The sequence below is a fragment of the Capsulimonas corticalis genome (assembly GCF_003574315.2).
Taxonomy (GTDB): domain Bacteria; phylum Armatimonadota; class Armatimonadia; order Armatimonadales; family Capsulimonadaceae; genus Capsulimonas; species Capsulimonas corticalis.
On record NZ_AP025739.1, the window covers coordinates 1,179,720 to 1,204,458 of the forward strand.

Genomic DNA, 24,739 nt, shown 5'->3' on the forward strand with positions numbered 1-24,739 from the left:
AATGGGCCAAGCCTGCCGTCAAGGAGTTTCTATGCGCGACCCACGTGTGGCCCGATTGGCCGAAATCCTCGTTACTTATTCCACCAAAGTCCAGCCCGGCGAAAAGGTGCTGATTGAAGCGTACGACATTCCGAACGAAGTCGTGAGCATCCTGGTGGATGAAGTCGCCAAAGCGGGCGGTTTACCGTTCGTCACCCTCAAAAGCAACGCCGTACTGCGGTCGCTCTTTTTGAACGCCAGCGAAGAGCAGATCCAGCTGATCGGCAAGCTGGAAAAGGACCGAATGGAGGCGATGGACGTGTACATCGGCGTACGCGGCTCGCAAAACATCTCCGAGCACTCGGACATTCCCGATGAGAAGATGAAGCTCTACCGCACCTACTGGTGGCATCCGGTCCATAGCGAGACGCGCGTCCCGAAGACAAAGTGGTGCGTGCTGCGCTGGCCGACCGCGAGCATGGCCCAGCAGGCCGGAAAGAGCACCGAAGCGTTTGAAGACTTCTACTTCGATGTCTGCACCTTCGACTACGCGCGCCTCTACTCCCTGATGGCCCCGCTCAAATCCTGGATGGACCGCACGGACCGCGTGCGCCTCACCGGTCCAAACACAAATCTGTCGTTCTCCATCAAGAATATCCCCACCGTCGCCTGCACCGGCGAGTGCAACATCCCCGACGGCGAATGCTTCACCGCCCCCGTCCGCAACTCCGTCAACGGCGTGATCGCCTTCAACACTCCGACGATCTATCAAGGCACGGTCTTTGAAGGGATCACCCTGACATTCAAGGACGGCAAGATCGTGGAAGCGACGGCCGCCGGCGGCAACACCGACAAGCTCAATCAGATTCTGGACAGCGACGAAGGCGCGCGTTATGTGGGCGAATTCTCCCTCGGCTTCAACCCTTACGTCCTGGAGCCGATGAAGGATATCCTGTTCGACGAAAAGATCGCCGGCAGCTTCCACTTCACCCCCGGCCAGGCGTACGAAGAGGCCGACAACACCAACCGCTCCAGCATCCACTGGGACATGGTCTACATCCAGCGCCCCGAGTTCGGCGGCGGCGAGATCTGGTTCGACGATACCCTGATCCGCAAGGATGGACTGTTCGTGGCGGAGGACCTGAAGGGGCTGAATCCCGAGGAACTGAAGGCGGGATAAATCATAGAAAATTTTCACCGGGGCGCCAGGACTCACGTCTGATGATCACATCAGACGCAAGCCGCTTATTACTCGCACAGACGAGAGTAATAGGCGGCCTTTTTTTTGAGATATTATTTGAAAACGCCGCAAATTTTCTGGGTGAAACGTCACAATTGCTGGTATAAATTCAATATCAGCCGCCGAGTTTTACCATGTCGTGCTCCATCGCAATAGTGATATTGCTTGCCACCCTAGAAAATCCCGAGCGACTTACCGATATTAATACCAGTAGTTTCAAGGGGGAAATGTCATGGTAAATCGAAATCGCAGATTCAGTATTCCAGGATTTACTCTCGTTGAGATCTTGGTTGTTATTGGAATAATCACAGTCTTAGCGTCCATCTTGTTTCCGGTCTTCAACCAGGTGCGCGGCAGAGCGCGGCAAACGGTATGCGCCAATAACGAAAAGCAGATCGGTCTTGGGTTTCTTCAGTACGCTGAGGACAACGACGAAGCGCTGCCTGCGGCGTACAACATGTCTCTGACATTCCGAGCGATATTGGAGCCATACATTAAATCCGGGAAAGATGCTCGCTCCGTTTGGAAGTGTCCATCCAACAACTTCCCAAGCCACGATTTTTCAGGCTATCCGACAAACTACGTCTTGAATAATACGAATGCCCACTTCCTCATCGGCGCGCGGGGACTGCCGCTCGGCGCGGTCGGCGAGACCTCCGATAAGATCCTGATGGTGGAGTTGAAATACAGGGTGTGGTCGGACTACAATTCGCCAGGATGGGGATCGGCGCCAAAGTCCGTGGCGACGCTGGGCAATTGGGGATGGGCGCAAGTCGCCCACGGCGGACGCTGGAACTGCCTGTTTTGTGATGGGCATGTCAAAGCGATGAAGCCGACACAGACCATCACGCCGGTCAACCATTGGACTTACAGCTGCGACAGTCCAGACCCCGACACTCCGGTCGAGCCGATGCTGTCCGCGATGCATTGGCTGGAAGTCGCAAACCCTTGAATTTCGCCTGGAATAGACTGCGACTCTTCTTATTTTTGATGCGCGGCTAGCTGCTGCAATATTGCCGCGGACCGCGCATCCGCCGGGAAGAACGCCTCGATCGCCAGTTCCGAGAGCGTGATGTCGACGGGCGTTCCAAACACCGTCGTCGTGCTGAAAAACGAGAGTATCCCTTCGTCCGTCGTGATCTGTAACGGCGTGACGATTCCCGCGTACTCGCCATCATTGGCGGGCGGCCCCTCCGCCGCGCCGGGCGGCTCCGGATAACTCTGAATCTCCTCCACTAACTCAATCAAAAAGGGATCGGCGGTCGCGGCGATCTGCTGCCGCAGACGCGCCATCAGCAGTGAGCGCCACTGCCGGTAGTTGGCGATGCGCGGCGACAGCCCGTTGGGATGCACCGCCATGCGCAGGATGTTCACGGGCGGCTGAAGCAGCGCGGGATCGACGCCCATCCAGAAGAGGGCGACGGAGGCGTTGGACGCCCGCATTGTCCAATGCCGATCCACCGCGAGCGCCGGATACGGCTCATGCGCGGTCAGCACCAGCTCGATCGCGCCGCGCACGGCGTCCATCGCCGGGTCGGCCAGCTCACGCTCGGCGAACACCGGCGCGTATCCTCCCGCCACCAGCAGCGTATTGCGCTCGCGCAAGGGGACATCCAGACGCTCGGCGAGATGCAGCAGCATGTCGCGGCTAGGCTGGGCGCGTCCCGTCTCCACAAAACTCAGATGCCGGGAAGAAATATCGGCCTCGAACGCAAGATCAAGCTGGCTCATTCGGCGGCGCTGGCGCCACTCGCGCAGCATCTCGCCCACGGGCGGCTGGGTAATGATCATGCCCCATCATAGCACACAAATCGCGCCCTCGCCATTACCTCGGAGGTAATTGTTATGCGTATGACGGCTCCGGTAAGATGCGGGTCAGACGCCGGGATCAACGGTCCTCCGAACCGCTCAGCGTCGCAATCCAACCCTGAGGAGACCGAGATGAACACGACGGAATTGATCGACAACTACATCGCCATCTGGAACGAAACCGATGACGAACGCCGCCTGGCCCTGATCGCGCAGACGTGGACCGAGGACGCCTCCTATCTCGATCCGATGGTGAGCGGCGAAGGACAGGGCGGGATCGACGCCATGACGCAGGCCGTTCAAACCCAATTCACCGGCCTCAAATTTCGACGAACGGGCGATGTGGACACGCACCATGATCGCGTGCGGTTCACCTGGGAGCTAGGGCCGGAGAACGGCGCCGCGCTCGCCGGCGGCGTTGACTTCGGCGTGATCGCCGAGGGGCGCTTGAAAACGATCACCGGATTTTTGGACTTCGCCCCGACAGCAGGATAAAGATCGAGGGTGAACAACGTTCGGAAAGGAAATCGACCATGCCGTTTATTGAAACCGACAACACACGACTATTCTATCAAGACTGGGGCACAGGCAAGCCCGTTCTCTTTATCCACGGCTGGTGCGTCGGAGCGGGCATGTGGGAGTATCAGACCACGGCGCTCGCCGAGGAAGGTCTGCGCTGCATCGCCTACGACCAGCGCGGCTGCGGCCGCTCCGACGATCCGGGGCGCGGCTTTGATTACGACACGCTCGCGGACGACCTCGCCGCCATGATCGACCATCTGGATCTGCGGGATGTCGTTCTGGTGGGCCACTCGATGGGAGGCGGAGTGATCGCTCAGTACTTCCATCGCCACGGCGCGCATCGCATCGCCCAGGCGGTTCTTATTGCGACGACCACGCCTTATCTGCGCAAATCGGAGGATAACCCGGAGGGCATTGACGCCGCGATATTTGACAACGTCATTGCCCAGTTAAAGCGCGACCGACCACAGTACATCGCCAGCCTGGCCCCGGCCTTTCTCGGCGAGGGCCTCCCCGGATGCAATCCATCGCCCGAAATGACGCAATGGGTCGTCAATCTGGTGCTGCAAGCCTCGCCCAGAGCCACCATCGAGATGGCGCGAACAAACTCAGAAGCCGACCAGCGCGCGGTGATGGCCTCCATCACCGTCCCCACCCTGCTGATCCACGGCGACGCCGACGCGGGCAACCCCGTGGAGCTCACCTCATGCAAATCCGCAGAGTTGATTCCGCGCGCTCGCCTCAAAATCTACGAAAACGCCGAACACGGCTTGATCCTCTCGCACAAGGATCAGCTCAATCAAGACCTTCTGGAGTTTATCCAAAGATAAATGCCCCAGACGCAAAAGCGCCGCGCCTGCGAGTAAGAGCAGACGCGGCGTCCAATCGTCCAGGCGAACGCGCCGATCAACATACGACAAATCGCCCGGCGGTCCAACGTGTCTATGCGTTGAGCCTCCGGGCGATTGGATATCACGGACGTTCTGAGATACTATTTCTTCAGTTCGACACTCACCGAGTTGATACAGTAACGCTGCCCGGTCGGCTTGGGGCCGTCGGGGAAGACGTGGCCGAGGTGGCCGTCGCAGGCGGCGCAGGTGACTTCGATCCGGCGCATGCCGTGACTGGTGTCCTCGTGCATGTCTACCGCGCCGACCTTGGCGTCGTAAAAGCTGGGCCAGCCGCAGCCGGAATCGAACTTGGTGTCCGAGGAAAACAGCGTCGCGCCGCAGGCGGCGCAGACATACTCTCCGTTTTCCTTGACGTCGTAATATTTGCCGGTGAAGGGACGCTCAGTGCCCTTCTGGCGCAGAACTCGGTATTGCTCGGGAGTGAGCTCTTCGCGCCACTCCTCGTCGGTTTTGACAATCTTTTCAGTCGCCATCGGTTCCTTACCTCCATTGTGTCCGCATCGCGTTCACACACCTTTTATAAGGAATAACCAGGCCAAAAAGTTCCCATTTGTCACAGTTCCGCGCGGCGCCCTTACGCCAGGGAGTAGCGCGCCAAAAGCGCGTCGATGAGCTGGTCCGCCCACAGTTCACGCTCTTCCTGACTAAGAAATTCGAATCGCAGCCCGCCCTTCGCGGCGCCGGAATCGCGCCACATCAAGTCGGCCAGGACCAGCACCGCCGGGCCGGCCGGCGTCTTGAGACGAGCCGGAACGGGGCCGTTCACCCAGGCAGGCAGCACGGACAGCTTGGCGCCGCCGATTCCCAGATCGCTGCACTCGGCCTTGCGCCAGCCGTCGCTGTCGTGAAGCTCCAGAGTGACGCCCTCCGGCATCGGCCACCGGCGTCCCTCACGCCGCCCGCCGCCCGCCGTCTCCTGCTCTTTCTTCAGCACCGGCTCGGAAAGACGCAGACGCTCCAGCAGCGCCATGGCTTCGTCCTGGCGCCGCAGCGCCTCTTCGACTTCCTCTAATTCCCCGTCATCGACGAGGTCTTCCGTCATATCCATCATGCGCGCGCTCCTTCCGGCAGTCTCCGCAAAAAATATACTCTCAGTACTATTCCACAGCGCGCCGCAAGGTTACAACACTGTTATTTTCACAGGGGGAACGCGCTTTCTTCTCCCATTTCATCCAAATGCACCACGCCGTCCTCCACCCAGTAATCCCAAGGCGTCTCCAGCGTACGCGACCACTGTTTCCCGCCCCGCAGATCCCACGCCGAAAGCCCCCGCTCCGCGCGCATCAACACGGCGTCGCCGCTCCTCGCCCAGGCCCACAGCGGCGACGGAAGTTCTTCCTCCCACAAACGCGCCGGCGCGCTCAAATCGTAGGCAAAGATGCGATGTCCCGCGCCCACAAATAGCGTCGATGTTTCGGGAATAAGCAAAGCCCCGGGCAGGACACTCAAACCCGTAGCGTGATAGCGCAAGGCGAGCGTCAGAAACGGCCAGCCTGCGCCCCGCCGCACGGCGAGAAAGGCGATAGGGCCATGGGGATCGTCCAGGCCAATCTCCTCGGCGAGACGCGCGCGCTTGGCGTACTTTTCGTACAAAGGAGGGGGGCCGTTTGGGAGGCAGAGAAGATCGTAGCCGTCAACGTGAATTTGGAACATGGGGGCCGCTTTCGATGATCGATTGCGGCCATTTTACCTGATGTTCGCGCATAGACTGAAGCCGCTATTCACGGCGGTCATATCCTGGGAGCCGGCGCTCGCAGCGAATATACGCTCAACATCCGTTTAATCCGGCGTGGCGGGATTGGCGACGGTGTCTTCCGTGAACCAGCCGATGGCGTTGGGGTTGTCGCTGGTGCGGTAGACGACGCCGGACGTGCTTTGGACAGGCGTAACGTTCGCCGGGTCGCTTGGATCGCCGCTGTAGCTGGGGACGGGCAGATGGGCGAATTTGACGTGACCATCCGCGAAGAGATAGTTGGAGCCGTTGGGGTGGCGCGTCCGAGCAATTACGTACGATGTGTTGACGTCTTTGTCATCGCCGGCGTTGCCCTGGCTGTTCAGCGGGTAGTTCCCCGTGTCGTTGCCGGTCGTAAACACCGTGCCGCCCGCGCCTTCCGCCACCAGGACGAGGCGCGACGGCGAGTCGATCGACGCCAGCGCGGACGGAGCCTGATCGATCCAAGGCTGCGGCGAAGTGTAAGCGACCGCAGGCATCAAATTGCGGTTGGCGACATAACTCCACGCGGGAAAGCCGCCCAATCCCGCCGCATGATAAATTTTCTCAAAGTCGGGGCAAACCCAAATGCTGAGTTTTGCGCCCGTCCGCGCCAAAGACCGTGTGTAGCTTGCCGCGACATAGGGATCGACCAGCTTATACCAGTGATCTTTGTCCGCATTGGTGTCGCCATAGTTCGCGAGCGGAAACGTCTCATCGTTATCCTGATTGTATTGCAAAATCGCGAGACCGATCTGCTTTTCATTCGAGGCGCAGGTCGTCTGCCGCGCCTTTTCCCGAGCCTGCGCAAAGACAGGAAACAAGATCGCTGCGAATATCGCTATAATCGCTATTACAACGAGCAACTCGATGAGCGTAAATCCCTTTCGGGTCTGCGGAAGCATGGTCATCCTCCTGGGGCGGTCAGATGCGCGCATTGCAAAAACAAAAAAGGCCAGGCGACATCAGTCGCGCTGGCCTCCAGGTGTCTGGTGAGCGTGCAAATACTAGTTTCTTTATCACAAAATAGTCTATATTATGCGCGATATTTCGCGCCGAGTCAAGAGAGGGCGACCACTTCCAAACAATTTTCTGGACTTCACGGGAATGGGTGGAGATGAATGAGAGGCGATGGCTTATCAACAAAATGAGGCCCAGGGAAATACCCATTCCCCGGGCCATCGGTTTTTCCGCCACTTCGGCAGGCCACCACGTTTAAGCGCGCGGTTCATTCATTAGATCGCCGTGTTTTACTGTTAAACTACCCTTGCATATGGAGCAAGGGAGGGGAGATGCGCCCCCATCCGACAGATACCGACCACGCGCATTTGATTTGGCCTGCGACGGAGAATACTCAGTCTGGAGTAATAATCTCAGCCTGGTGTGGAACGCTCGACGCCTCTACCATGTTGGGCTACCTCCGCGAACGCGGACGCTGGAGTGCAGCGCCCGACCTATTGGTGCGGAGGGCAGGGCTCGAACCTGCACTATTTTCGAACGCGCCGTAAAAAAGAGTCTTAGCCTTAGCTTTTACTCACAGAGAGATTGTACCCGGTGAAGTCAACGATCGGGATAAACACGAATAGAAAGTAAGTGTTAAGAGTTGATGAGAGGCATTATGTGGAGGCGTGTGCAACCGCCGGCTCCCAAAGTATTTGCTGACACTCACTCCACTCATCTTTGCCCTAGACATTCCAGATCCAAAACACGCTCATAAAAAGTTATTAGATCTCCTCACGCGGAGGCTTGTTTGCCGCCCTAAGCAGGGCATTGTCTTCGCGCGGTTGTCGGTTCTCTTGTCCGAGTCAGAACACTTATTCCTGTACAAACAGCGAATGCCAAAATTTACGGCGACTGTACGCTCAATCCCGTCTTTGCCATGGCGGCTATGACATCCACGGCGATTACGGTGAGAGCCCTGGCACAAAGACATGGCGGCGCTCGAAGGCGGGTGCTGAATCGCCTTGGCCGTCGGTGGGCGCGCTTCTTTCATATCTTCGCTTCTCGAAGAGCGTTTTGCTTAAAGGCCCCAAATCGCGAAAATGTGGCACATAATTATGGAAGCAGATGAACAAGGATTATAAAGAAGATAAGCGGCGCCCGGAGGGATCGATCAGAAAGCTCATTGATCGTTCCGTTAACGGGGACAGGACGAGTTATGACGAGCTCGTCCGGCGATTTCAGCATATGGCGATTGCGTACGGCTGCTCTATAATGAGTGATCGCGAGAGCGCCGAGGATGCAGCGCAAGAAGCGTTTGTGGAGGCATTCCTTCACCTCGACAAACTTCAGGATCCCGCTGCATTTCCCGGCTGGTTTCGAACGATCTTATTCCGGCAATGCCATCGCATTTTGCGGCGTAAGAAAGTCGAAACCGTTCCGCTGGAAGCATGCACCCTGGTTTTAGAAGTCCTTGGGCCGGCGCATGCGGTCGAACTTAATGAAACTCGTGCTGAAGTAAGAGCTGCAATTGCCAATCTTGCGGAACCTGAGCGACTGGTGGTGACTCTCTATTATCTCAGCGATTACTCAGTCGCGGAAATCGCATCTTTTCTCTCGCTTCCGACCAGTACCGTGAAGAAACGTCTTCAATCCGCGCGACGCAAGCTTAGGGAAAGGATCCTTCAATTGATGCCTGAAGTCATAAACCATGAAAAAGAGGAGAGGGACAGAGCGTTTGCTAGTCGTGTCGCTGATATGCTGAACGCCGCCTTATTGGGACAGGAGCAAATTGTGCATGATCTGCTCAATGCCGATCCCGCATATGCGAACGTAACTGGAGAATACGACACCACTCCCTTACATAATGTGGTTCAGTCGGGAAATGTGAAGATTGCCGAGGCGCTCATTGCGGCTGGCGCCGACGTCAACGCCAAGTATAACCGTACGGGCCATACGCCTCTCTCATGGGCGATAACCTGTGGGCAAGATAGCAGCGGCGTTGCCGAGGCGCTTGTGCGAGGCGGAGCCGTGCTCGACCTCTGGTGCGCCGCAGGCTTGGGCAAAGAGGATGTCGTCAGGTCTTTTTGGGATGCGCAAGGAAATATTGTCGATCAACCGTCATATAGCGGGAGCAGTCGCTATGATTCCGATGGAAATCCACTTCCACGACCACCGTCGTCGACTGTTGACATGATCTCGGATGCGCTTTATATATGCAGCCGCAATGGGCATATCGAAGTGGCTCGCTGGCTGCTCGATCATGGCGCGGATGTACGGTTTAAAGCGTTTGCCGCGGGCACTCCACTGCATTGGGCTTATTTTTCCGGAGTAAACGCCCTTGTCGAACTTCTCATAGAGAGGGGATCTGATCTCAATACGCTTGAAAACTTCCATAATTCGACACCGCGCGAGTTCGGAATTATCGAAGCTTCCGGATTAGGACTTCTTGCCCGTGTTACCGGAATGCTGGATACCGGATTGGCCGAGGCAAACGCATGGTCTAGTCAAACCACGGCGCTTCATGAGGCTGCCCGCTTCGGCCATTTGGAAATCACCAATGTCCTTTTGAGCCACGGCGCTAATCCATTGCAAACCGACGCGAATAACAAGACTGCTCTCGACCTAGCGAGAGAGCGTGGACATACTCCTCTGATCGATCTGCTTGCGGCAAGGCAAGTATCCGTTTAATCCGCGCGCTCACAACCTGGAGTAATAATCTCAGTCTGGTGTGGAGCGGACGACGCCTCTACCGTTTTGGGCTATCTCCGCCTATGGTGCGGAGGGCAGGGCTCGAACCTGCACTATTTTCGAACGCGCCGTAAAAAAGAGTCTTAGCCTTAGCTTTTACTCACAGGGAGATTGTACGCGGTGAAGTCAATGATCGGGATAAACACGAATAGGGATTCCTGACGTACGAAAGAATTGAAAGATGGCAACGCTCGTTTTTCGAAATACCTGGTATAATGGCCGCTGACATTACTGTCGCCCGGCTGTATCGGTGACTAGATCACGCACGTCGCAAGTCTCCTCGCTTGAGGAAGTAGCTCGATTTGTTGTTGTTCTACCACGGATCCCATGGCGACACGGAACCTTTGTGAAGCCCTTCCCATCCGTGGAAGGGCTTTTTTTATTGAGCAAATCCCAGCAGGCCACATGACTTCGACCTGGAGATAAGGATAAGGAGACGGGATCATGAATCAATCAGTGCATGGCGGTGTAGGCACGCGCGAGCAGCAATTCACACATCTGCTGCCCCTTCGAAAGAAGACGTATGACATTGGACTCCTCTGCGATATTGCCGAGAAGATGAAAAGCTCCGTGGACGGTGTTCATGACGGACCCGATCCGGAAGAGAACATCTGGATGCCCGCCGGCTACACGTATTTCGGTCAATTTATCGACCATGATCTGACCTTCGATAACACATCTTCGCTGAACCCGACCGACTCGACGGACCAAAGCCGCCAGCCGACAAACCTGCGCACTCCGCGCTTCGATCTCGACTCGGTCCACGGTGACGGGCCGGACGCGCAGCCGTTTATGTACGACAGCGACGGCGCCTCCCTGTTGTTCAAGGACGGGACAAAGAATGTGGTTCCGTTCTCGAATCCGGTTTCGGATCAGGCGGATCAAGATTTGCTGCGAAGCCCCAACGGCCGGGCGATCATCGGCGATAAGCGCAACGACGAGAACGTGATCGTCGGTCAGCTCCAGCTTCTTTTTATCCGGTACCACAACGCCGTCGTCCAGAAGCTGAAGGCCGCGGATCCCGCGCTCTCCGGGACCGCGCTCTTTGAAAAGGCGCGCAACGAAGTGCGCTGGACATACCAGAAGCTTGTGGTCGAGGACTTCCTGCCGCGCATTGCGCGCGCGGAAGTCTTTGCGGATCTCGCCGGCGCGGCCTCGTCTGACGAGCGGAAAGGTCGTTACGCGCTCTACACTGTTGAGGACCACGACAACAAACGAAAGAACCTTCCGCGGGAGTTCGTAGTGGCGGCCTACCGATTTGGTCACTCCGCCGTCCGGCAGGGCTATCGCCTGAACGATACGACCAGCAAAGATATCTTTCCAGGGTCGAATGCGCCTGCGGATGAAGCCACGCTTTTGGGTTTTAAGCCGCTCCCACAGGCATTCGCCATCGATATCAACCAGGATTTTGAACGGTTTTTCCCTTCGACCGATCCCATTACGACCTTTGAAAACGAAGCCGCGAAAAAGCGCGCGGCGGGCGGCGACGAACCCGATCCGACGGTCCGGCTGCAATTCGCGTACAAGATCGATACGAATATCGTCGATCCGCTTGGGGTGCTGCCGCTCAACGTTCTGCCCACCAGCTCCGCCAAAGGCGGCGCGATGGAGGAGCTTGGCGAAACGATCGCTCCCCGGAAACTGCCGGAGCCGCCGTCGCCGCCCCGCCCGTCGCTCGCCCTGCTAAATCTGCTGCGCGGCAACGTTTACCACGTACAAAGCGGACAGGCAATCGCCGCCGCGCTGCGCGCCCATGGCTTCGATAAGGCCCTGGCGCTGACCGAAGATCAGCTCGTGGTGCGCACGGAAACAGATGATCATGGAAGCGACGCCAAGATCTATCGGTTCGAGCATATCGATTCGGCGTTCGCGAGCGATACCCCGCTCTGGTTCTACATCCTCGCGGAGTCGCAGGCGCCGATCGCGGATCATTTCGGCGTTGACAACGAATTCTCCGAGGATGAACTTCTCAACGGCGTTGGCGCAAGCACGCAGCTCGGCTGGGTGGGAGGCAGGATCATCGCCGAGGTGTTCTACGGTCTGCTCGATTCGGATGAAGAATCCTTCATCAACGCCGCCCCGACCGGATGGAAGCCAATACTGGGCGGCACAGGCGAGCCGATCTTCCTCAACCTGGTGAAGTTCGTCGTGGACAATCCCGTGCCGGACCCCGTCCCGCCGGCCGGAGCCGACAAGACCGACACCGTCGTGGCGGCGGCTGAAGGGGAGGCAACTCCCGATCCTATGACTTCCTGAAGTCCATGGATCTCCACTGGGTGAGCGACACGCTTACCGACGCCATGCTGTCCGCCCGAGAGATGCGGGGCGGACAGTACGGCAGCCGTATTGAGGTTGCTCCGAACCACATTGCAGAGGGGTTGGACCGATGCTTTTGAAACCGTCGGGAAGTTTTCTCTCATTCGACTCTGGGCCGCTCCAGGCGAGGATCTATCAGGCGACAGGACATATTGAACTTGCCGGGCCGGACCTTGCCGGGAATCCGCTGGCGAACGTGATTACCTACGCGCCGCCATCGATCACCGTCCCGGGCGGCGCGATAAATCTCGGGCAGGTCCAGTCCTCGACGGCGCTTGCCGACGGCCTGGAGGTCGTTCAGTCCGCCGGCGCCTCCAATATTACCGCGCACCTCACCTTTCCCCACGACGGAGTCATGCGGTATGAGGTCGTGGATTGGCGCGGCCTCGCCCCTACCCAGGTAACCCTGACCGCGTTCTCGGACGCCGGCGAACATTTCTACGGCTTCGGCGAAAAGTTCAACGCCTTCGATCAAAGCGGCGACACGGTGGACATCCTGACCTTCGATAACCCGGGGAACAAAGGCGACCACTCTTATAAAGTCTCTCCCTGGTTCGTCAGCACCCGTGGATATGGCTTCCACTGGGATTCCTCGGCCGAGAGCCGGTTTGACATGCGCGCCGGGGCTGCCGATCGGTATGTCATCACGAGCCGGTTTCCGCAGCTCCAATTCAACGTGGTCTACGGACCGAAGCTGACGGATGTTTTGACCCGCTATACGGGTTACGCCGGCAGGCCCCCGCTATCGCCCCCCTGGAGCTTCGGCGTGTGGATCTCTTCGGACATCTGGCGCAGCGGCGGCGAGGTCCGGTACGCGGTCACCAAATTCCGGCAGCAGAATATCCCAGTCTCCGGATTTGTGTTCGATTCTCCGTGGGAAGTCGCATACAACGACTTCACGTTCAACCAGGCCCAGTTCGCGCAGGGCGGAACTTTCGAAGGCGTGAATTTTGCCGGGTTCGCGACCACGAAGGAGATGCTGGAGTTTCTGCGCTCCGAGGGCCTGAAAGTCATTTGCTGGATGACTCCTCTGGTCAACACAAGCTCCGACAGCGACGGGGTTCCCGGGCAAAACCTGGGCAAAGCGGCAAACTACGATGAGGGCGCCAATAACAACTTCTTCGTACGCAGCGCGCCCGGAGGTCCGCCCCTGGTCGTTCCCTGGTGGAAAGGACACGGCAGCCCGGTAGATTTCACCAATCCGGCGGCGGCGAAGTGGTTATCCGACCAGCTTCACGCCCTGGTGACCTCCAGCGAAACCGTGACGGCCTCGGGAGGCTCGGAACCCGTCATCGGAGGGTTCAAGACGGATGACGGGGAGTCGGGAAACGGAGCCAACACTTACATCCCGGCGACGGCGGCGTACGCGGACGGGCGCCGGGGCGTCGAAATGCAGAATGGCTACTGTGTGGAATACCATAAAACGATCGGAAGCGTGCTGGGCGCTAACGGCGTGCTTTTCGCGCGCAGCGGCTTCACCGGCTCGCAGGCGTTTCCGGGATGCTGGGCCGGGGATAACGAGCCGAACTTTGGGGATGGGAACGGCCTGCCCAGTGTCATTGTCGCGGGGCAGTCGGCGGCAATGAGCGGCTTTTCCATCTGGGGACATGACGTCGGAGGCTATCAGAACACGAACTTCTCCCCTGTCTCGCCTCCGCAGCTTTTTATGCGGTGGACCCAATTCGGCTGCTTCACTCCTCTCATGCAGATGCACCGCCAGGTCAATCCCGCCGATCTGCGGCAGTATCCCTGGGGATATGGAGCGCCGGCGCTGGAGAACTACCGATTCTTCGCCAGTCTGCACCTACAACTATTTCCATATCTCTACACATACGCCAAAGAATCGAGCGATACCGGTCTGCCCATCATCCGCCCGCTCGTCTTGCTTCATCAGGACGACCCGCAGACCTTCCCGGTAAAACATACCTACTGCTTCGGGAATGAGCTGCTGGTCGCGCCGGTCATCCAGCCGACTCCGGCGGGACAGCCGACAACGCGCTCCCTTTATCTTCCGGAAGGGCAATGGCGGGATTTCTGGACCCAGGAGCAGCACGCGGGCCAGCAGACGATCGCCTGGACAAGCGGCAATCCGCAGCAGTTTCCGCTCTTTGTTCGGGAGGGAGCCATCGTGCCGATGCTTCTGAACGTTCCGCAAACGCTGTGCGACGCGAATTACGTCAACAACCCGGCCATTCAGACGATGGACGCAGGGCTTCAATTCCTTGTTTATCCAAGCGACGCCGCTCCCGCCTCCAGCTTCACGCTTTATGAAGGAACGGAGGTCACATGTCAGGGAAACAGCGGAGCGCCGATCTTGACCCTGACCTCAAACACGCCGCGCCCTGTTGTATGGAAGATTCTGGGAGCGGCTCCGGCGAACGGCGTCACCCGCGACGGCGCAGCCCTGAACGAGCAGGCGCTCGCGGCGGCTTTTGACGCGGCGACGGAGGGCTGGCGGCACGACGCCGGATTCACCTTCGTCAAGTTCAACCATGCCGGCGGGTTCACCAGGATCGCCCTTTGACGGCGGGGAGCGCTCCGCGCTCCCCGTCTCGATTTTAGCTTTGCATTCAGGAGGATTGACGATGGCGAATCTTGGAAATGCCTGGCATATTCCTAATAATCCGGAACCGGAGGGAAGAGCGGGTATGCGGCTCCCGGTCGGCGCGATCATTCCCGAAGCCGCGCTGACCATTATCAGCGGCAACCAGTTTCAGGGACCGGGAAACAGCGGCAATCAACTGCAAATCGGCAGCAACCTATTTTTCAAGCGCACCGTCGATGCAAACTGGACCAATCAGCCGATGGTCTTCGATAGCGTCCATGGAAACAACAAATATTTTTCGGCGACGATCCCCATGGACACGCTCCAGCCCGGCGACCAGATCCAATATTATCTGCTCATCGCTTACAGCGACCACGATCCGACCTTCTTGTGCGCGAACGGCGCCGCCTCCGCCACGGTCGCCGTGGAAGCCTCGGCGCAAGCGACCCCATTTACCGTCGCGATGGCGCCGGCAGACGTCGCCGGCCAGTGGTCCGGCGAAATCCCTTTGAAGAACGTGCCGATTCATACCCATGTGCTGCCGAACGGCAAGGTCCTCTACTGGGGCCGCCGGACAACTCCTGGCAGTCAGGATGTCAATTCGCTCAACGAGCACGAAACACACACGTTCATCTGGGATCCGGCGACACAGCAGGACAGACCGGCCAACACGCAGCCGCAAAAGCCCATTCCGGGGGCGGCGCCGCCCACAAGTGAATCGGTCAATCTATTCTGTTCCGGCCACACCTTCCTGCCGGACGGGGGCCTGATGGTAGTCGGCGGGCATCTGTTCGACAGTATCGGCGTGGATCAGGCCACGATTTTTGACTACAAAACGGAGACCTGGGCGCCCTCAAATCAGAAAGCCGATCCGGCTAAGTCCGCGGGACGCTGGTACCCGAGCGTCGTGACGCTGGCCGACGGCTCGGTCTTGGTCTGCTCGGGCAGCCATGCCGTGCTTCCCATTCCAGATCCCCCGCCAGCACAGCTGCCGCCCGGCAACTCCAGCCATATCAATGACACGGCGGAGAGATGGGACGGAGTTCAGTGGAAATTTGTGACTGACTTCAATGGAGACACCGGCCTTAGCATGCCGCTCTTCCCACGCCTGCATGTTGCGCCGGACGGTCGCCTTTTTATGGCGGGAGGACTGGCGGAAAGCTTCTTCCTCAGCACAAATCCTCTCGGCAAATGGACTGTCGGCCCCACCCGAACGGCCGGCATGGCGCGCGATTATGCGCCTTCCGTGATGTACGAGGCCGGTAAGATCGTATTTATTGGCGGCGGATTGGACGACGACAAACAGGATAACTCTGACGGGCCGCCGACCAATATTGTCGAAGCGATCGACCTGAATCAGCCGAACGCTCAATGGCAAAAAATGACCTCCATGAATTTCCCGCGCCGGCAGCACAACGCGATGATCCTGCCGGACGGTACGGTTCTGGTGACTGGCGGCACCCGAGGAACAAGGTTCAACAACCTCGACCCGGGGCAGCCGGTGCATCAGGCCGAGCTTTGGGATCCTGTGAATGATACCTGGACGGTGATGAGCGCGGAACGATTCGACCGCTGTTATCACTCGACATCGGTATTGCTGCCGGACGCCACGGTCCTCTCCGCCGGAGGGGGCGAGTATGCGCCCGAAGAACGAAAAAATGATAATCTGCCGAATTTCGCCAAAGACAGTCTCGCCAACGCCCAAGTATTTTCCCCGCCCTACTTGTTCAAAAAGGCGCAGCGCCCCGTCATCACCGGCGCACCGGACTCGGTAAACTATGGGCAGGCATTCAACGTGGAGGTCGACGCTCCGCTGCAGATTCGGAGGATCAGCTGGATCCGCCTTCCGTCCGTCACCCACTCATTCGATCAGAATCAGCGGCTGAACTTCCTGGATTTCGTATCCAGCGATCAGGGGCTGCGTGTGACCGCGCCGCCGAACGCCAATGTTTGTCCTCCGGGCCATTACATGCTGTTCGTTTTGGACAGTGACGGCGTGCCTTCGGTCGCAGCGATCGTACAAATTGCGGCAGTGGCGGCGGCGGCGCCCGTCGTGGCTGCGCCAGCCGCGCTGCTTCATCCGCTGCCCATGCTCAGCAAGTTCGAGAAGGCGCAGAAGATCGCCTCATCGGCGAAATTTCCTCCCGTCCGCGTCGGCGTGACCGCCACTTGTCCCTATGGCATTTCCGCCTGCTGGGGCGGCGCGCATGAAGCCCTGCAGCACATGTCCGGCGTGGACATTGTGCGTCCCTATCCCAATTCGGACGACTCCATGGCCCTGGTCTACATGAAACATGGCGGCCTTCCCGATGTCGATGCGTGGGCCCGGGAGTTCGCGCATTTTGCCAATGGCATTCATCATTTTCGGGGCGTCGAAGTGCGTCTTGAGGGATCGGTCCGAGAGGCCGAAGGGCGATTTTTCCTGGCGGCGACCGCAGATCGGCCGGAGGTCGCGCTGGCGCCGATCATGCCGGAGGATAAGATCCAATGGGATCATTCGGCAATGAGCCTCAAGCCGCTGACTTCGCGAGAAATCCATGCCTATCAGAAACTGGTGGATCGGATTCAAGAGACGCCCGGCGATCCCTCGGTCGTCCGAGTGATCGGGCCGCTGAAAAAGCGCGGCTCGGAATTTGTCCTGTCGGTTCGGATCATCGAACCGCTGATCCGGCGTATCGCGCACGCGCCGCTGTCTCAGTTAGCCTCAAGCGCCAAACTTCAGGCGACAGCCGAGCAGCGGGGCGGACTCGCGCCGGGTTTCAGCGCCGATTCACGCAACGACCTTTCCTTCAACGGGGGGAAGACGATCGCCGACCTTTCCTACCAAAACTTCTTTGTTGGAAAATGGGCGAAGAAGGACCACGCGAATATCGACGCCACCCTTGCCGCCGTTATGACGGATGCGGGCATGAATGATATTTTGGCGCAGTATTTTCCAGGCCAGCAGGTCCGCGCGACGGCGCTGCCCTCGAAATCGCTTCCTTCCATGGGCTCCGGCGCCGTCAATCGCACCGATGTGGAGAACCTGCTGCGCCGTCTCCATCTCGACGGCGACCTGGGCGGCGCCGATTTCAGCCATACCGTCTTTAACTTCCTGCTGCCGCGCGGAGTCTTTTTGACCACCGACGACGGCGCGGCCGCGGAGGACACGGCGGAGATGGAGACGGCGGCGGGGCGCTCGGCGGCGCTGGCGCCGCCAAGGGAAGATGACGCGGATGACTCCCGCGCGGGGCTCGGTGGATATCACGGCTCGATCAGCGCGGCGCCCCCAGGCGGGGGGACGCCCACGACGCTCTACTATGCCGTGGGCGTGTTTTCGGAGGATGCGGGAGGCGTCCGAAACGGCATTCCCGTGTTCGCCGAACCCTGGAAAAATGTGGTCGCGACGTTTTACCACGAATTGACGGAGGCGCGTACGGACCCGGACGTCGAACTCGGCAACAAAACCGGAAGCGCCGCGCTCTTTGGCTGGGTCAACGCGAATGGCGAGATCGGCGATATCCCCATCGACCTCGCTTCGGATATCAGCCAGGTGATCAAAGAGATTACGCTGGCAAACGGACAGCCGGCGCCGGTACAGTTAATGTATTCCAATCGCGTGCACGGCCCCGAGCAGCCTTCGTTCCCATAAGACCATTCAAGCCACAAGAGAGGCCGGCGGTTTCTAACCGCCGGCCTCTCTTGTGGACAGTGTCGTTTTTACGAGAACAAGTAGGCAAAGAGGGCGTCGCCGAGCTTTTTGTCGGGCGCTTCGGTGGCGTTCGCTTCTTCGCGGGCGAATTTGACTGCTTGCTGGAGCTTCTCGACGCGATCGCCCAGTTCCTTGACGCGGCTGGCGGGCAGCGCGCCGCTGAATTTGACCGTTTTCCAGTAGCCGACGACGACATCTTCGTGGAAGACTTCGACCTGCGCGGGGTGCTTTTCGGTGGCTTCGGCTTTGACGTGGTTGCGCGGGACCTTTTTGGTCTTGGCGGTCTGCACGGCTTCGGTCACGAAGGTATCGGAGCCGGCGTCGTAGGACCAGGTCTCGGAGGGATCCAGGGTCGGCAGCTTCTTGACGAACGTTCCCAGGTCGACTAACTGCTTCTCCAGGAACAGCAGATAAGTAGAGGGAACATCGGATAAGAGCGTTTTGCCGTCGACGATGACGTCCGCTTTGGCGACGCAGTTGGCCCAGTCCTTGGTCGCGGTGACATCGAATAGCTTGGTCAGGATCTTCGCCGTATCCTTGATGACCGTGTCCGCCGAGGCCTGCACGCGGGTAACTTCGGATGGGAACACTTCGCCCTCTTCGTCGCGGGGCTGGTATGTGCGCGAAATGCCCGTCAGCAGGCTCGGCTTTTGAAGTAAGTGGTGCGCGTCGGTCAGTTCCTGAAACGACTTCGCCTTGACGCCCTTTTCGATGGCGATGATTTGATTGAGTTTTGCTGTCATGATTGCTTCCTGTTTCGACATCGATGCCGGTCTTGCTAAACGACGGCGCGCGCCGTCCACGCCATTCCTCTTTACGGGTATTATCTCAATAACATTTCCGCTTGTGCGTGAGGATTACCAATGCGACTCCGTTCCTCTCAGTACCTGGCTTTTGTCGGCTTAGTGCCGCCCATCCTATTCGTCTGCGCCTCGGCGCAGGGCGCGCCGAGAGAATCGGGTTTTGCGCCTCCCCATTCGTCCGATTTTATCTACTCTCCCGATGGAAAATCCATTGCGGCCATTCATGTCGATGCGAATTCCTTTCCTAAGGATGTCCTCATCTGGGATGTGCGAACACAGGCGATTCGTCATACCATCACCCTGCCGCATCACAACGAACCAGCGCAGGTGGTTTACTCACGCGACAGCCGTTTGCTCGCGATTTCGGTTTCCAGCGTGTTTGATAGCGAAGTAGAATTATACGACGCGCGAACGGCAACGAGAATTCGCGCCATTGCTAGTCCGAGTTTGGGAGAAATTACTTCGCTCAACTTTTCCCCCAATGGAAAAGTGCTGGCGATCGCGGCGTTCACGGAAACAGAGAAGGCATCGGGCAAAGACCGGGTCTCGCTGTGGCGAGTGTCCACGGGAAAAAGCGGCGTGATTTTGGGCGACGATCAGCACGGAATAGTTTCGGCGCCGGCCTTTTCTCCGGACGGCAAAACACTCGCGACGCTGGACGGTGAGGGCGCAATTTCCTTTCGAAATGTGCGGAATTGGAGAATCCGCAGCTCCATCGCGCTGCACTCCGTTTCCCCGAACACGGGATACCATCAACAGTGCATGACGTTTTCAAAAAACGGCGAGCGGCTGCTTATCTCTGGGGACCGCGTGAGCGTCTATAACGTCCGAACCCATCGCCTGTTATGGGAGCAAATGCCGCCCGACGGCTACACCGAAGACTATCTGGCGGCGTTCTCGCCGAACGGCGACACGGTCGCTTACTCAAAGCGCGGGGAGAAGTCTCTTCGTATTTGTGAAAGCCAAACCGGGAAAGTGCTGCGCGAAATCCAAATTTCCGATTCCACTTTGCACTCTCCCATTTTCTCTCCCAATGGGAAGTGGATGACCGCCAGCGGACTACCCGTGAAGCTCCCGTAACGCCCCGCTCCCGTCAGATGGCGGCGTACAGACGCCGCCATTCCTGCGCAATCGCTGTCGCGCCGGCGTAGTTCGGCTCGATCTGCATGGTGATCCAGGTATCCTGCGCCTGGACACCGTGGCGGTGAAAGAGTTTTTCCAAGTCGCAGAGCACAAAGCCGTGGCGCTGGGCAATGCTCTTATGGGCGTCGTTGATGGTGTCGAACGCGGCGCGCAGTTCGCGCGGGATGCCCATTTCGGCGGCCAGCGCGTCGTTGCCGTCGCTCGGATCGTAGACCGTGTTCCAGATCACGGGGCAGTCGAAGCGCTTGAGATAGACGGCGATCGTCTCCAGCCGGCTCTCAATGGCGCCGACTTCGGACATCGCCCGCGCGGAGCGCTCGCCGGGCGATAACCCGGCCAGCGAAAAGGTGAATTGCAGGAAGTCGTTGCCGCCCGCCGTCACCGTCGCGAGCTGCGGCGCGATATTCACGCGGTCAAGCGAGTCGATCACGGCGCCCGTCGTGTTGCCGTCCCGCGTCAGATCCTGCACGAGACGCGCATCGATTAGCCGCCCAAACTGGCTGACGGCCCCGCCGCCCCGGACTTCCGTGTAGTCGTCAATGCTGATCGAATCGCCCAGGGCGAGATAGTTGGGAGTCAATGTTCTCATAATTTTCCTCTCGCCCCGCCTCGAAGTTAATCGAGAAAGACAACGGAGCCGCCCTGGCTCTCCGCGCTCATCACGACTTGATGCCAGCAGGGCAGAATAATGGTCGCGTGGTCCGGATGCCGGATCCGCCCCCGCGCGTGGACCGATGGGTTGCGGCGCATCGGACGCCAATCCCAACTGCTCGCCTTCGGCTTGCGCGCCAGCAGGGCCTCGTATTGCGATTGTGTCAATCCATTCGGGTAGTTCCGATGGACATAGACTTGTACGCCTCCGTCGCGGTAAAGCTCCTCGACCATATGCGGCTTGCCGCCGCCACGACGGATCGGCTCGTCGCGCAGGATCATAAACGAATGCGACGGCTCGAAGTTCGGGCGGGGTAGGAAGAACCATTCTCCCTGCCGAATAAATCCAGCATTGTGTCGATTATGCCAATCCTTGGCGCGGACGCCGCTGCGGCGCTGGGCTCCGATTACCACCGCAGGCTTGAGCGCCTCCATCGCCTCGGTGACGCTGGCGACACCACGCGAATTGGGCACATTGGCGACAAACCAGTGACGCTCATCGTGACCGCACAAAAACTTACGTTTCTCACCGCTGGCCTGTGTCAGAGTCCGGTCCAACAGCAAGAGATGACGCTGATGGGGCCGAATATCGGTCGCCGTCAGGTCAAGCCCATCCGCCGCGCCCGGGCTTAGCTTCAGCACAAACAACTCACCGCGCCGGTCGCCGCCAATATCGAGCGTGAAAGGCTGTGAAGCAGACAGCGTGCGGCGCGTATTCCATTCTTCTACTTTCAGGCGCGCGCCGATCGTTCCAAATTGCCGCGCCAGCAAATCAATGTCCATTGTTCGCTTCCTCCCATTGCCATGTCGCGAAATGTCGATGTTCTGATAAAGAGCGCGCCGCGAAAGATATTTTTCAATGCATGTCGAAATCGCCCGGCGGCGTCCGTCATACCAGTACAACCACTCAAGGAGAGTTACTGAATGACCGCACGAATGACCAACCCGGCAATCCTCGTTCCCGAGGCGCTGAAAGCCCTGCAAGCCCTTTCGGCCTCCATACAAAAGAGCGGCCTCCCCGCACGGACGCTCGGCCTTGTCGAAATGCGCGCCAGCCAGATCAACGGCTGCGGCGTCTGTCTGGACATGCATGCGCGCCAGCTCCGGAAGGACGGCGAAAGCGACGAACGCCTCTTCGCGGTGGCGGCGTGGCGCGATACGCCCTACTTTACCGACGCCGAGCGCGCCGCTCTGGCCCTGACCGAAGCCGTCACCCGGCTCAGCGACCGGCCGAACCCGGTTCCCGATGAGATCTGGAATGAAGCCGCCCGTCATTACGACGATGCGGCGCTGGCGTCTCTGATCCTGGAGATTGCCTCAATCAATGTTTGGAACCGCCTCAATGTCACCGTCAAACAAGTCGCGGGCGCTTCCTGGTGACTTCGTTTGCCACGCCGCGAAGGAGACACGACGATCAAAATGCAAACAACGATCTACTGGTGCGCGACCATCATCCTGGCGTTTGTCCTCTTGTCGGGCGGCGCGGCGGAGATCGCGCATCGTCCCGAAACAGTCGCGGGGATGACGCATCTGGGCTATCCGCTCTACTTCACCGTGATCCTCGGGGTCTGGAAGCTGCTGGGCGGCGCCGTAATCCTGGCGCCGCGACTGCCGCGCCTCAAGGAATGGGCGTACGCGGGAGCGGTGTTCGATCTGACGGGCGCTTCCGTCTCACACGCCGTCTGCGGCGACAACGCCGCGCATCTCGCCGTCCCTCTCTTCTTTACGGCGTGCGCGCTCGTTTCCTGGGCGCTCCGCCCGGAAAGCCGCCGCATTGGGACCCTCGTTCCGCAAAGAGCGGGCGGATAAGCGCCTCCAACGCATTTTTGAAAGATTCTTGCCCGCCGGCGTCGAAAAGACCCGGCGAGCTTCGTCATCACAGCAGCCGCCCCGCGCGGCGAAAGGAACCGACCATGAAATATGCGATTTTGATCTACCTCGACGAACAGAAACGAGCGGCGATGACCCAGCAGGACATTCAGGAAACATCGGGCGCGTTCAAAGCCTACACCCAGGCGCTGATGGAATCCGGCGCATTTGTCAGCGCGACCGGCCTACAGAGCTCCGCGTCGGCCTCCACCGTGCGGGTTCAGGACGGCGAACGTCTCGTGCAGGATGGTCCCTACGCGGATGCCAAGGAGCAGCTCGGGAGTATTTACGTCGTCGAAACACCCGATCTCGACAGCGCCCTCGAATGGGCGGCGCGCTGCCCGGCCACATCCATGGGCGTTCTCGAAGTCCGTCCACTGTGGAGCCAGGCGTAACCGTGCCGTCTTCCTTTGACAGTCACACCGAGCGGGCGGTCGAAATGGCCGCCCGCGAGAGCTATGGCCGTCTGCTCGCCTACATCGTCGCGCGCACCGGCGATGTGGCGAGCGCGGAGGACGCGCTGGGCGACGCCTTTTTGCGCGCCCTCGAAACCTGGCCGAAGAACGGCGTCCCGGCGCGGCCGGACGCCTGGCTGCTGACCGCCGCGAAGCGCCGCCACATCGATGGATATCGTCAGGCGAAGTCGGCGGCTCAGGTCATCGAGTCGCTGACAATCGCCGCCGAGCGCGACGCGCTGGAGCCGCAAGATCAATTCCCCATGGACATGGAGTATCCCGACGAGCGTCTCAAACTGCTGTTTCTCTGCACGCACCCGGCGATCGATCCGGCGGCGCGCACGCCGCTGATGCTGCAAACAGCTCTCGGGATCGACGCCGCGCGCATCGCCAGCGCTTTTCTGACATCCCCGGCGGCGATGGGCCAGCGTCTCACGCGGGCCAAAACAAAGATCCGGCAGGCCGTCCTCCGCATCGACGCGCCCGACGAATCCGAACTGCCGCAGCGCGTCGGCGCGGTGCTCGAAGCCATCTACGCCGCCTACGGCCTCGGCTGGGACCGCTCCGTCTATGGCTCGGACCGCCGCTGGCGGGGTCTGAGCGACGAAGCGATCTGGCTCGCCCGCCTGACCGTTTCTTTGCTTCCCAGCGAACCTGAAGCCAAGGGGCTCCTGGCGCTGATGCTTTACTGCGAATCGCGGACCACGACCCGGCGCTCAGGCGACGGCGCTTATGTCCCGCTCAGCGAGCAAAACGCCGCGCTCTGGTCCAAATCTCTGATTGACGAGGCGGAAACTCTGCTCACCGCCGCATCGTGCGCCAGGCGCCTCGGCCGTTGTCAGCTCGAAGCCGCCATCCAATCCGCCCACTCCCGCCGCGCCTACGGCCAGCCGATCGACTGGCGCTCCATCGCCCAGCTCTACGACGGACTCGTCACCTTCGCCCCCACCGCCGGCGCCCTCATCGGCCGCGCCGCCGCCGTCGCCGAAGCCATCTCGCCCGCCGAAGGGTTACGATTATTAGAAGAACTGGACGCCGCCGCCATGACAACCTACCAGCCCTACTGGGCGCTGAAAGCGCACCTGCTGCTCCAGCTCGGGAAACACCCCGAAGCCGCGCACGCCTACCAGCAGGCCATCGGCCTCAGCGAAGACCCCGCCGTCAAAGCGTTCCTCATGGGTCGAGCAAAAGAGTAGAATTTTCCGCGCGCAAGTTTCCGGAGCAAATGCGTTCGTCGCAGCGATGGCGCTCCGCCAGTGAGCTGTTACGCACTCTTTAATGGATGGATGCTCGTGATCCTACCTCCTGGGTTCTTCGCGCCAGCGCCGCTTCACGTCCGCAGGCCCACAGCGGGGCCGGAGATACTGTTCCTCTCGTACTGATGTATGTATGCTCCGAAGATCG

Annotated in this window: 22 protein-coding genes and 1 other annotated feature; of the genes, 14 read left to right on the forward strand and 8 right to left on the reverse strand. The window is 59.4% G+C overall.

The window, feature by feature from the left end:
• Positions 1-31 precede the first annotated feature (31 nt).
• On the forward strand, positions 32-1,159 hold the full coding sequence (locus D5261_RS04990) for an aminopeptidase (RefSeq protein ID WP_119320978.1): 1,128 nt from the start codon (positions 32-34) through the stop codon (positions 1,157-1,159).
• Positions 1,160-1,451: 292 nt separating this feature from the next.
• Positions 1,452-2,171 carry a type II secretion system protein gene (locus D5261_RS04995; protein ID WP_119321166.1) on the forward strand — a complete coding sequence of 240 codons (720 nt, stop codon included), beginning with the start codon at positions 1,452-1,454 and terminating at the stop codon, positions 2,169-2,171.
• Between the two features lie 29 nt (positions 2,172-2,200).
• On the opposite strand, the gene D5261_RS05000 is transcribed toward D5261_RS04995, so the two are convergent.
• Complete coding sequence (locus tag D5261_RS05000) at positions 2,201-3,010, reverse strand: helix-turn-helix domain-containing protein (protein ID WP_119320979.1); 810 nt, start codon at positions 3,008-3,010, stop codon at positions 2,201-2,203.
• 150 nt (positions 3,011-3,160) lie between these two features.
• Here D5261_RS05000 and D5261_RS05005 point away from each other — a divergent pair, with 150 nt between their 5' ends.
• Complete coding sequence (locus D5261_RS05005) at positions 3,161-3,523, forward strand: nuclear transport factor 2 family protein (protein WP_119320980.1); 363 nt, start codon at positions 3,161-3,163, stop codon at positions 3,521-3,523.
• Between the two features lie 38 nt (positions 3,524-3,561).
• Positions 3,562-4,380, forward strand: a complete 819-nt coding sequence (locus D5261_RS05010) for an alpha/beta fold hydrolase (protein ID WP_119320981.1) — start codon at positions 3,562-3,564, stop codon at positions 4,378-4,380.
• A 161-nt stretch (positions 4,381-4,541) separates the two neighbouring features.
• Here D5261_RS05010 and msrB read toward each other — a convergent pair whose 3' ends face one another.
• From msrB to D5261_RS05030, 4 genes are all read right to left on the reverse strand, one after another.
• A complete protein-coding gene (gene msrB / locus D5261_RS05015; RefSeq protein WP_119320982.1) occupies positions 4,542-4,934 on the reverse strand; it encodes a peptide-methionine (R)-S-oxide reductase MsrB in 393 nt (130 codons plus the stop codon).
• Between the two features lie 101 nt (positions 4,935-5,035).
• Positions 5,036-5,512: a PilZ domain-containing protein gene (locus tag D5261_RS05020; protein ID WP_119320983.1), complete on the reverse strand. Its 477-nt coding sequence runs from the start codon at positions 5,510-5,512 to the stop codon at positions 5,036-5,038.
• Positions 5,513-5,598: 86 nt separating this feature from the next.
• On the reverse strand, positions 5,599-6,114 hold the full coding sequence (locus D5261_RS05025; protein WP_119320984.1) for a hypothetical protein: 516 nt from the start codon (positions 6,112-6,114) through the stop codon (positions 5,599-5,601).
• A gap of 126 nt (positions 6,115-6,240) precedes the next feature.
• Positions 6,241-7,077 carry a DUF1559 family PulG-like putative transporter gene (locus D5261_RS05030; RefSeq protein WP_119320985.1) on the reverse strand — a complete coding sequence of 279 codons (837 nt, stop codon included), beginning with the start codon at positions 7,075-7,077 and terminating at the stop codon, positions 6,241-6,243.
• A gap of 1,162 nt (positions 7,078-8,239) precedes the next feature.
• Between D5261_RS05030 and D5261_RS05035 the strand changes: the two genes are divergently transcribed.
• The 5 genes from D5261_RS05035 to D5261_RS05055 all read left to right on the forward strand — a co-directional run bounded on the left by D5261_RS05035 (position 8,240) and on the right by D5261_RS05055 (position 18,354).
• Positions 8,240-9,802 (forward strand): sigma-70 family RNA polymerase sigma factor, encoded by a 1,563-nt coding sequence (locus D5261_RS05035; RefSeq protein ID WP_119320986.1) that lies wholly within the window; start codon positions 8,240-8,242, stop codon positions 9,800-9,802.
• A gap of 504 nt (positions 9,803-10,306) precedes the next feature.
• Complete coding sequence (locus D5261_RS05040; protein ID WP_119320987.1) at positions 10,307-12,118, forward strand: peroxidase family protein; 1,812 nt, start codon at positions 10,307-10,309, stop codon at positions 12,116-12,118.
• 5 nt (positions 12,119-12,123) lie between these two features.
• A complete protein-coding gene (locus D5261_RS05045) occupies positions 12,124-12,258 on the forward strand; it encodes a hypothetical protein (RefSeq protein WP_301002422.1) in 135 nt (44 codons plus the stop codon).
• The gene (locus tag D5261_RS05050; RefSeq protein WP_119320988.1) at positions 12,249-14,702 is read left to right on the forward strand and encodes a glycoside hydrolase family 31 protein; all 2,454 of its coding nucleotides are present in this window, start codon (positions 12,249-12,251) and stop codon (positions 14,700-14,702) included. Before D5261_RS05045 ends, D5261_RS05050 begins: the two co-directional genes overlap by 10 nt.
• Positions 14,703-14,763: 61 nt before the next feature.
• Positions 14,764-18,354, forward strand: a complete 3,591-nt coding sequence (locus D5261_RS05055) for a galactose oxidase early set domain-containing protein (protein WP_301002423.1) — start codon at positions 14,764-14,766, stop codon at positions 18,352-18,354.
• Positions 18,355-18,422: 68 nt separating this feature from the next.
• On the opposite strand, the gene D5261_RS05060 is transcribed toward D5261_RS05055, so the two are convergent.
• Positions 18,423-19,157, reverse strand: coding sequence for a DUF7873 family protein (locus tag D5261_RS05060; protein ID WP_119320990.1), 735 nt, complete (start codon positions 19,155-19,157; stop codon positions 18,423-18,425).
• A 120-nt stretch (positions 19,158-19,277) separates the two neighbouring features.
• On the opposite strand from D5261_RS05060, the gene D5261_RS05065 reads away from it, so the two are divergent.
• Positions 19,278-20,297: a WD40 repeat domain-containing protein gene (locus D5261_RS05065; protein WP_119320991.1), complete on the forward strand. Its 1,020-nt coding sequence runs from the start codon at positions 19,278-19,280 to the stop codon at positions 20,295-20,297.
• Positions 20,298-20,310: 13 nt separating this feature from the next.
• Here D5261_RS05065 and D5261_RS05070 read toward each other — a convergent pair whose 3' ends face one another.
• Positions 20,311-20,949: an SGNH/GDSL hydrolase family protein gene (locus D5261_RS05070; RefSeq protein WP_119320992.1), complete on the reverse strand. Its 639-nt coding sequence runs from the start codon at positions 20,947-20,949 to the stop codon at positions 20,311-20,313.
• Positions 20,950-20,975: 26 nt separating this feature from the next.
• Positions 20,976-21,794 carry a hypothetical protein gene (locus D5261_RS05075; RefSeq protein WP_119320993.1) on the reverse strand — a complete coding sequence of 273 codons (819 nt, stop codon included), beginning with the start codon at positions 21,792-21,794 and terminating at the stop codon, positions 20,976-20,978.
• A 141-nt stretch (positions 21,795-21,935) separates the two neighbouring features.
• On the opposite strand from D5261_RS05075, the gene D5261_RS05080 reads away from it, so the two are divergent.
• The 4 genes from D5261_RS05080 to D5261_RS05095 all read left to right on the forward strand — a co-directional run bounded on the left by D5261_RS05080 (position 21,936) and on the right by D5261_RS05095 (position 24,531).
• Entirely contained in the window at positions 21,936-22,391 is a 456-nt protein-coding gene (locus D5261_RS05080) for a carboxymuconolactone decarboxylase family protein (protein WP_119320994.1), read from the forward strand.
• A 39-nt stretch (positions 22,392-22,430) separates the two neighbouring features.
• Positions 22,431-22,820, forward strand: coding sequence for a DoxX family protein (locus D5261_RS05085; protein ID WP_119320995.1), 390 nt, complete (start codon positions 22,431-22,433; stop codon positions 22,818-22,820).
• A gap of 104 nt (positions 22,821-22,924) precedes the next feature.
• A complete protein-coding gene (locus tag D5261_RS05090; protein ID WP_119320996.1) occupies positions 22,925-23,275 on the forward strand; it encodes a YciI family protein in 351 nt (116 codons plus the stop codon).
• Positions 23,276-23,277: 2 nt separating this feature from the next.
• Positions 23,278-24,531: an RNA polymerase sigma factor gene (locus tag D5261_RS05095; RefSeq protein ID WP_218025562.1), complete on the forward strand. Its 1,254-nt coding sequence runs from the start codon at positions 23,278-23,280 to the stop codon at positions 24,529-24,531.
• A gap of 35 nt (positions 24,532-24,566) precedes the next feature.
• Positions 24,567-24,664 (reverse strand) — a sequence feature (23S ribosomal RNA rRNA prediction is too short).
• Positions 24,665-24,739 lie beyond the last annotated feature (75 nt).

What these genes read in the sequence shown, in the direction of transcription:
- D5261_RS04990 (WP_119320978.1), top strand. Translation starts at nt 32, where the DNA reads ATGCGCGACCCACGTGTGGCCCGATTGGCCGAAATCCTCGTTACTTAT.
- D5261_RS04995 (WP_119321166.1), top strand. Translation starts at nt 1,452, where the DNA reads ATGGTAAATCGAAATCGCAGATTCAGTATTCCAGGATTTACTCTCGTT.
- D5261_RS05000 (WP_119320979.1), bottom strand. Translation starts at nt 3,010, where the DNA reads ATGATCATTACCCAGCCGCCCGTGGGCGAGATGCTGCGCGAGTGGCGC.
- D5261_RS05005 (WP_119320980.1), top strand. Translation starts at nt 3,161, where the DNA reads ATGAACACGACGGAATTGATCGACAACTACATCGCCATCTGGAACGAA.
- D5261_RS05010 (WP_119320981.1), top strand. Translation starts at nt 3,562, where the DNA reads ATGCCGTTTATTGAAACCGACAACACACGACTATTCTATCAAGACTGG.
- msrB (WP_119320982.1), bottom strand. Translation starts at nt 4,934, where the DNA reads ATGGCGACTGAAAAGATTGTCAAAACCGACGAGGAGTGGCGCGAAGAG.
- D5261_RS05020 (WP_119320983.1), bottom strand. Translation starts at nt 5,512, where the DNA reads ATGATGGATATGACGGAAGACCTCGTCGATGACGGGGAATTAGAGGAA.
- D5261_RS05025 (WP_119320984.1), bottom strand. Translation starts at nt 6,114, where the DNA reads ATGTTCCAAATTCACGTTGACGGCTACGATCTTCTCTGCCTCCCAAAC.
- D5261_RS05030 (WP_119320985.1), bottom strand. Translation starts at nt 7,077, where the DNA reads ATGCTTCCGCAGACCCGAAAGGGATTTACGCTCATCGAGTTGCTCGTT.
- D5261_RS05035 (WP_119320986.1), top strand. Translation starts at nt 8,240, where the DNA reads ATGAACAAGGATTATAAAGAAGATAAGCGGCGCCCGGAGGGATCGATC.
- D5261_RS05040 (WP_119320987.1), top strand. Translation starts at nt 10,307, where the DNA reads ATGAATCAATCAGTGCATGGCGGTGTAGGCACGCGCGAGCAGCAATTC.
- D5261_RS05045 (WP_301002422.1), top strand. Translation starts at nt 12,124, where the DNA reads ATGGATCTCCACTGGGTGAGCGACACGCTTACCGACGCCATGCTGTCC.
- D5261_RS05050 (WP_119320988.1), top strand. Translation starts at nt 12,249, where the DNA reads ATGCTTTTGAAACCGTCGGGAAGTTTTCTCTCATTCGACTCTGGGCCG.
- D5261_RS05055 (WP_301002423.1), top strand. Translation starts at nt 14,764, where the DNA reads ATGGCGAATCTTGGAAATGCCTGGCATATTCCTAATAATCCGGAACCG.
- D5261_RS05060 (WP_119320990.1), bottom strand. Translation starts at nt 19,157, where the DNA reads ATGACAGCAAAACTCAATCAAATCATCGCCATCGAAAAGGGCGTCAAG.
- D5261_RS05065 (WP_119320991.1), top strand. Translation starts at nt 19,278, where the DNA reads ATGCGACTCCGTTCCTCTCAGTACCTGGCTTTTGTCGGCTTAGTGCCG.
- D5261_RS05070 (WP_119320992.1), bottom strand. Translation starts at nt 20,949, where the DNA reads ATGAGAACATTGACTCCCAACTATCTCGCCCTGGGCGATTCGATCAGC.
- D5261_RS05075 (WP_119320993.1), bottom strand. Translation starts at nt 21,794, where the DNA reads ATGGACATTGATTTGCTGGCGCGGCAATTTGGAACGATCGGCGCGCGC.
- D5261_RS05080 (WP_119320994.1), top strand. Translation starts at nt 21,936, where the DNA reads ATGACCGCACGAATGACCAACCCGGCAATCCTCGTTCCCGAGGCGCTG.
- D5261_RS05085 (WP_119320995.1), top strand. Translation starts at nt 22,431, where the DNA reads ATGCAAACAACGATCTACTGGTGCGCGACCATCATCCTGGCGTTTGTC.
- D5261_RS05090 (WP_119320996.1), top strand. Translation starts at nt 22,925, where the DNA reads ATGAAATATGCGATTTTGATCTACCTCGACGAACAGAAACGAGCGGCG.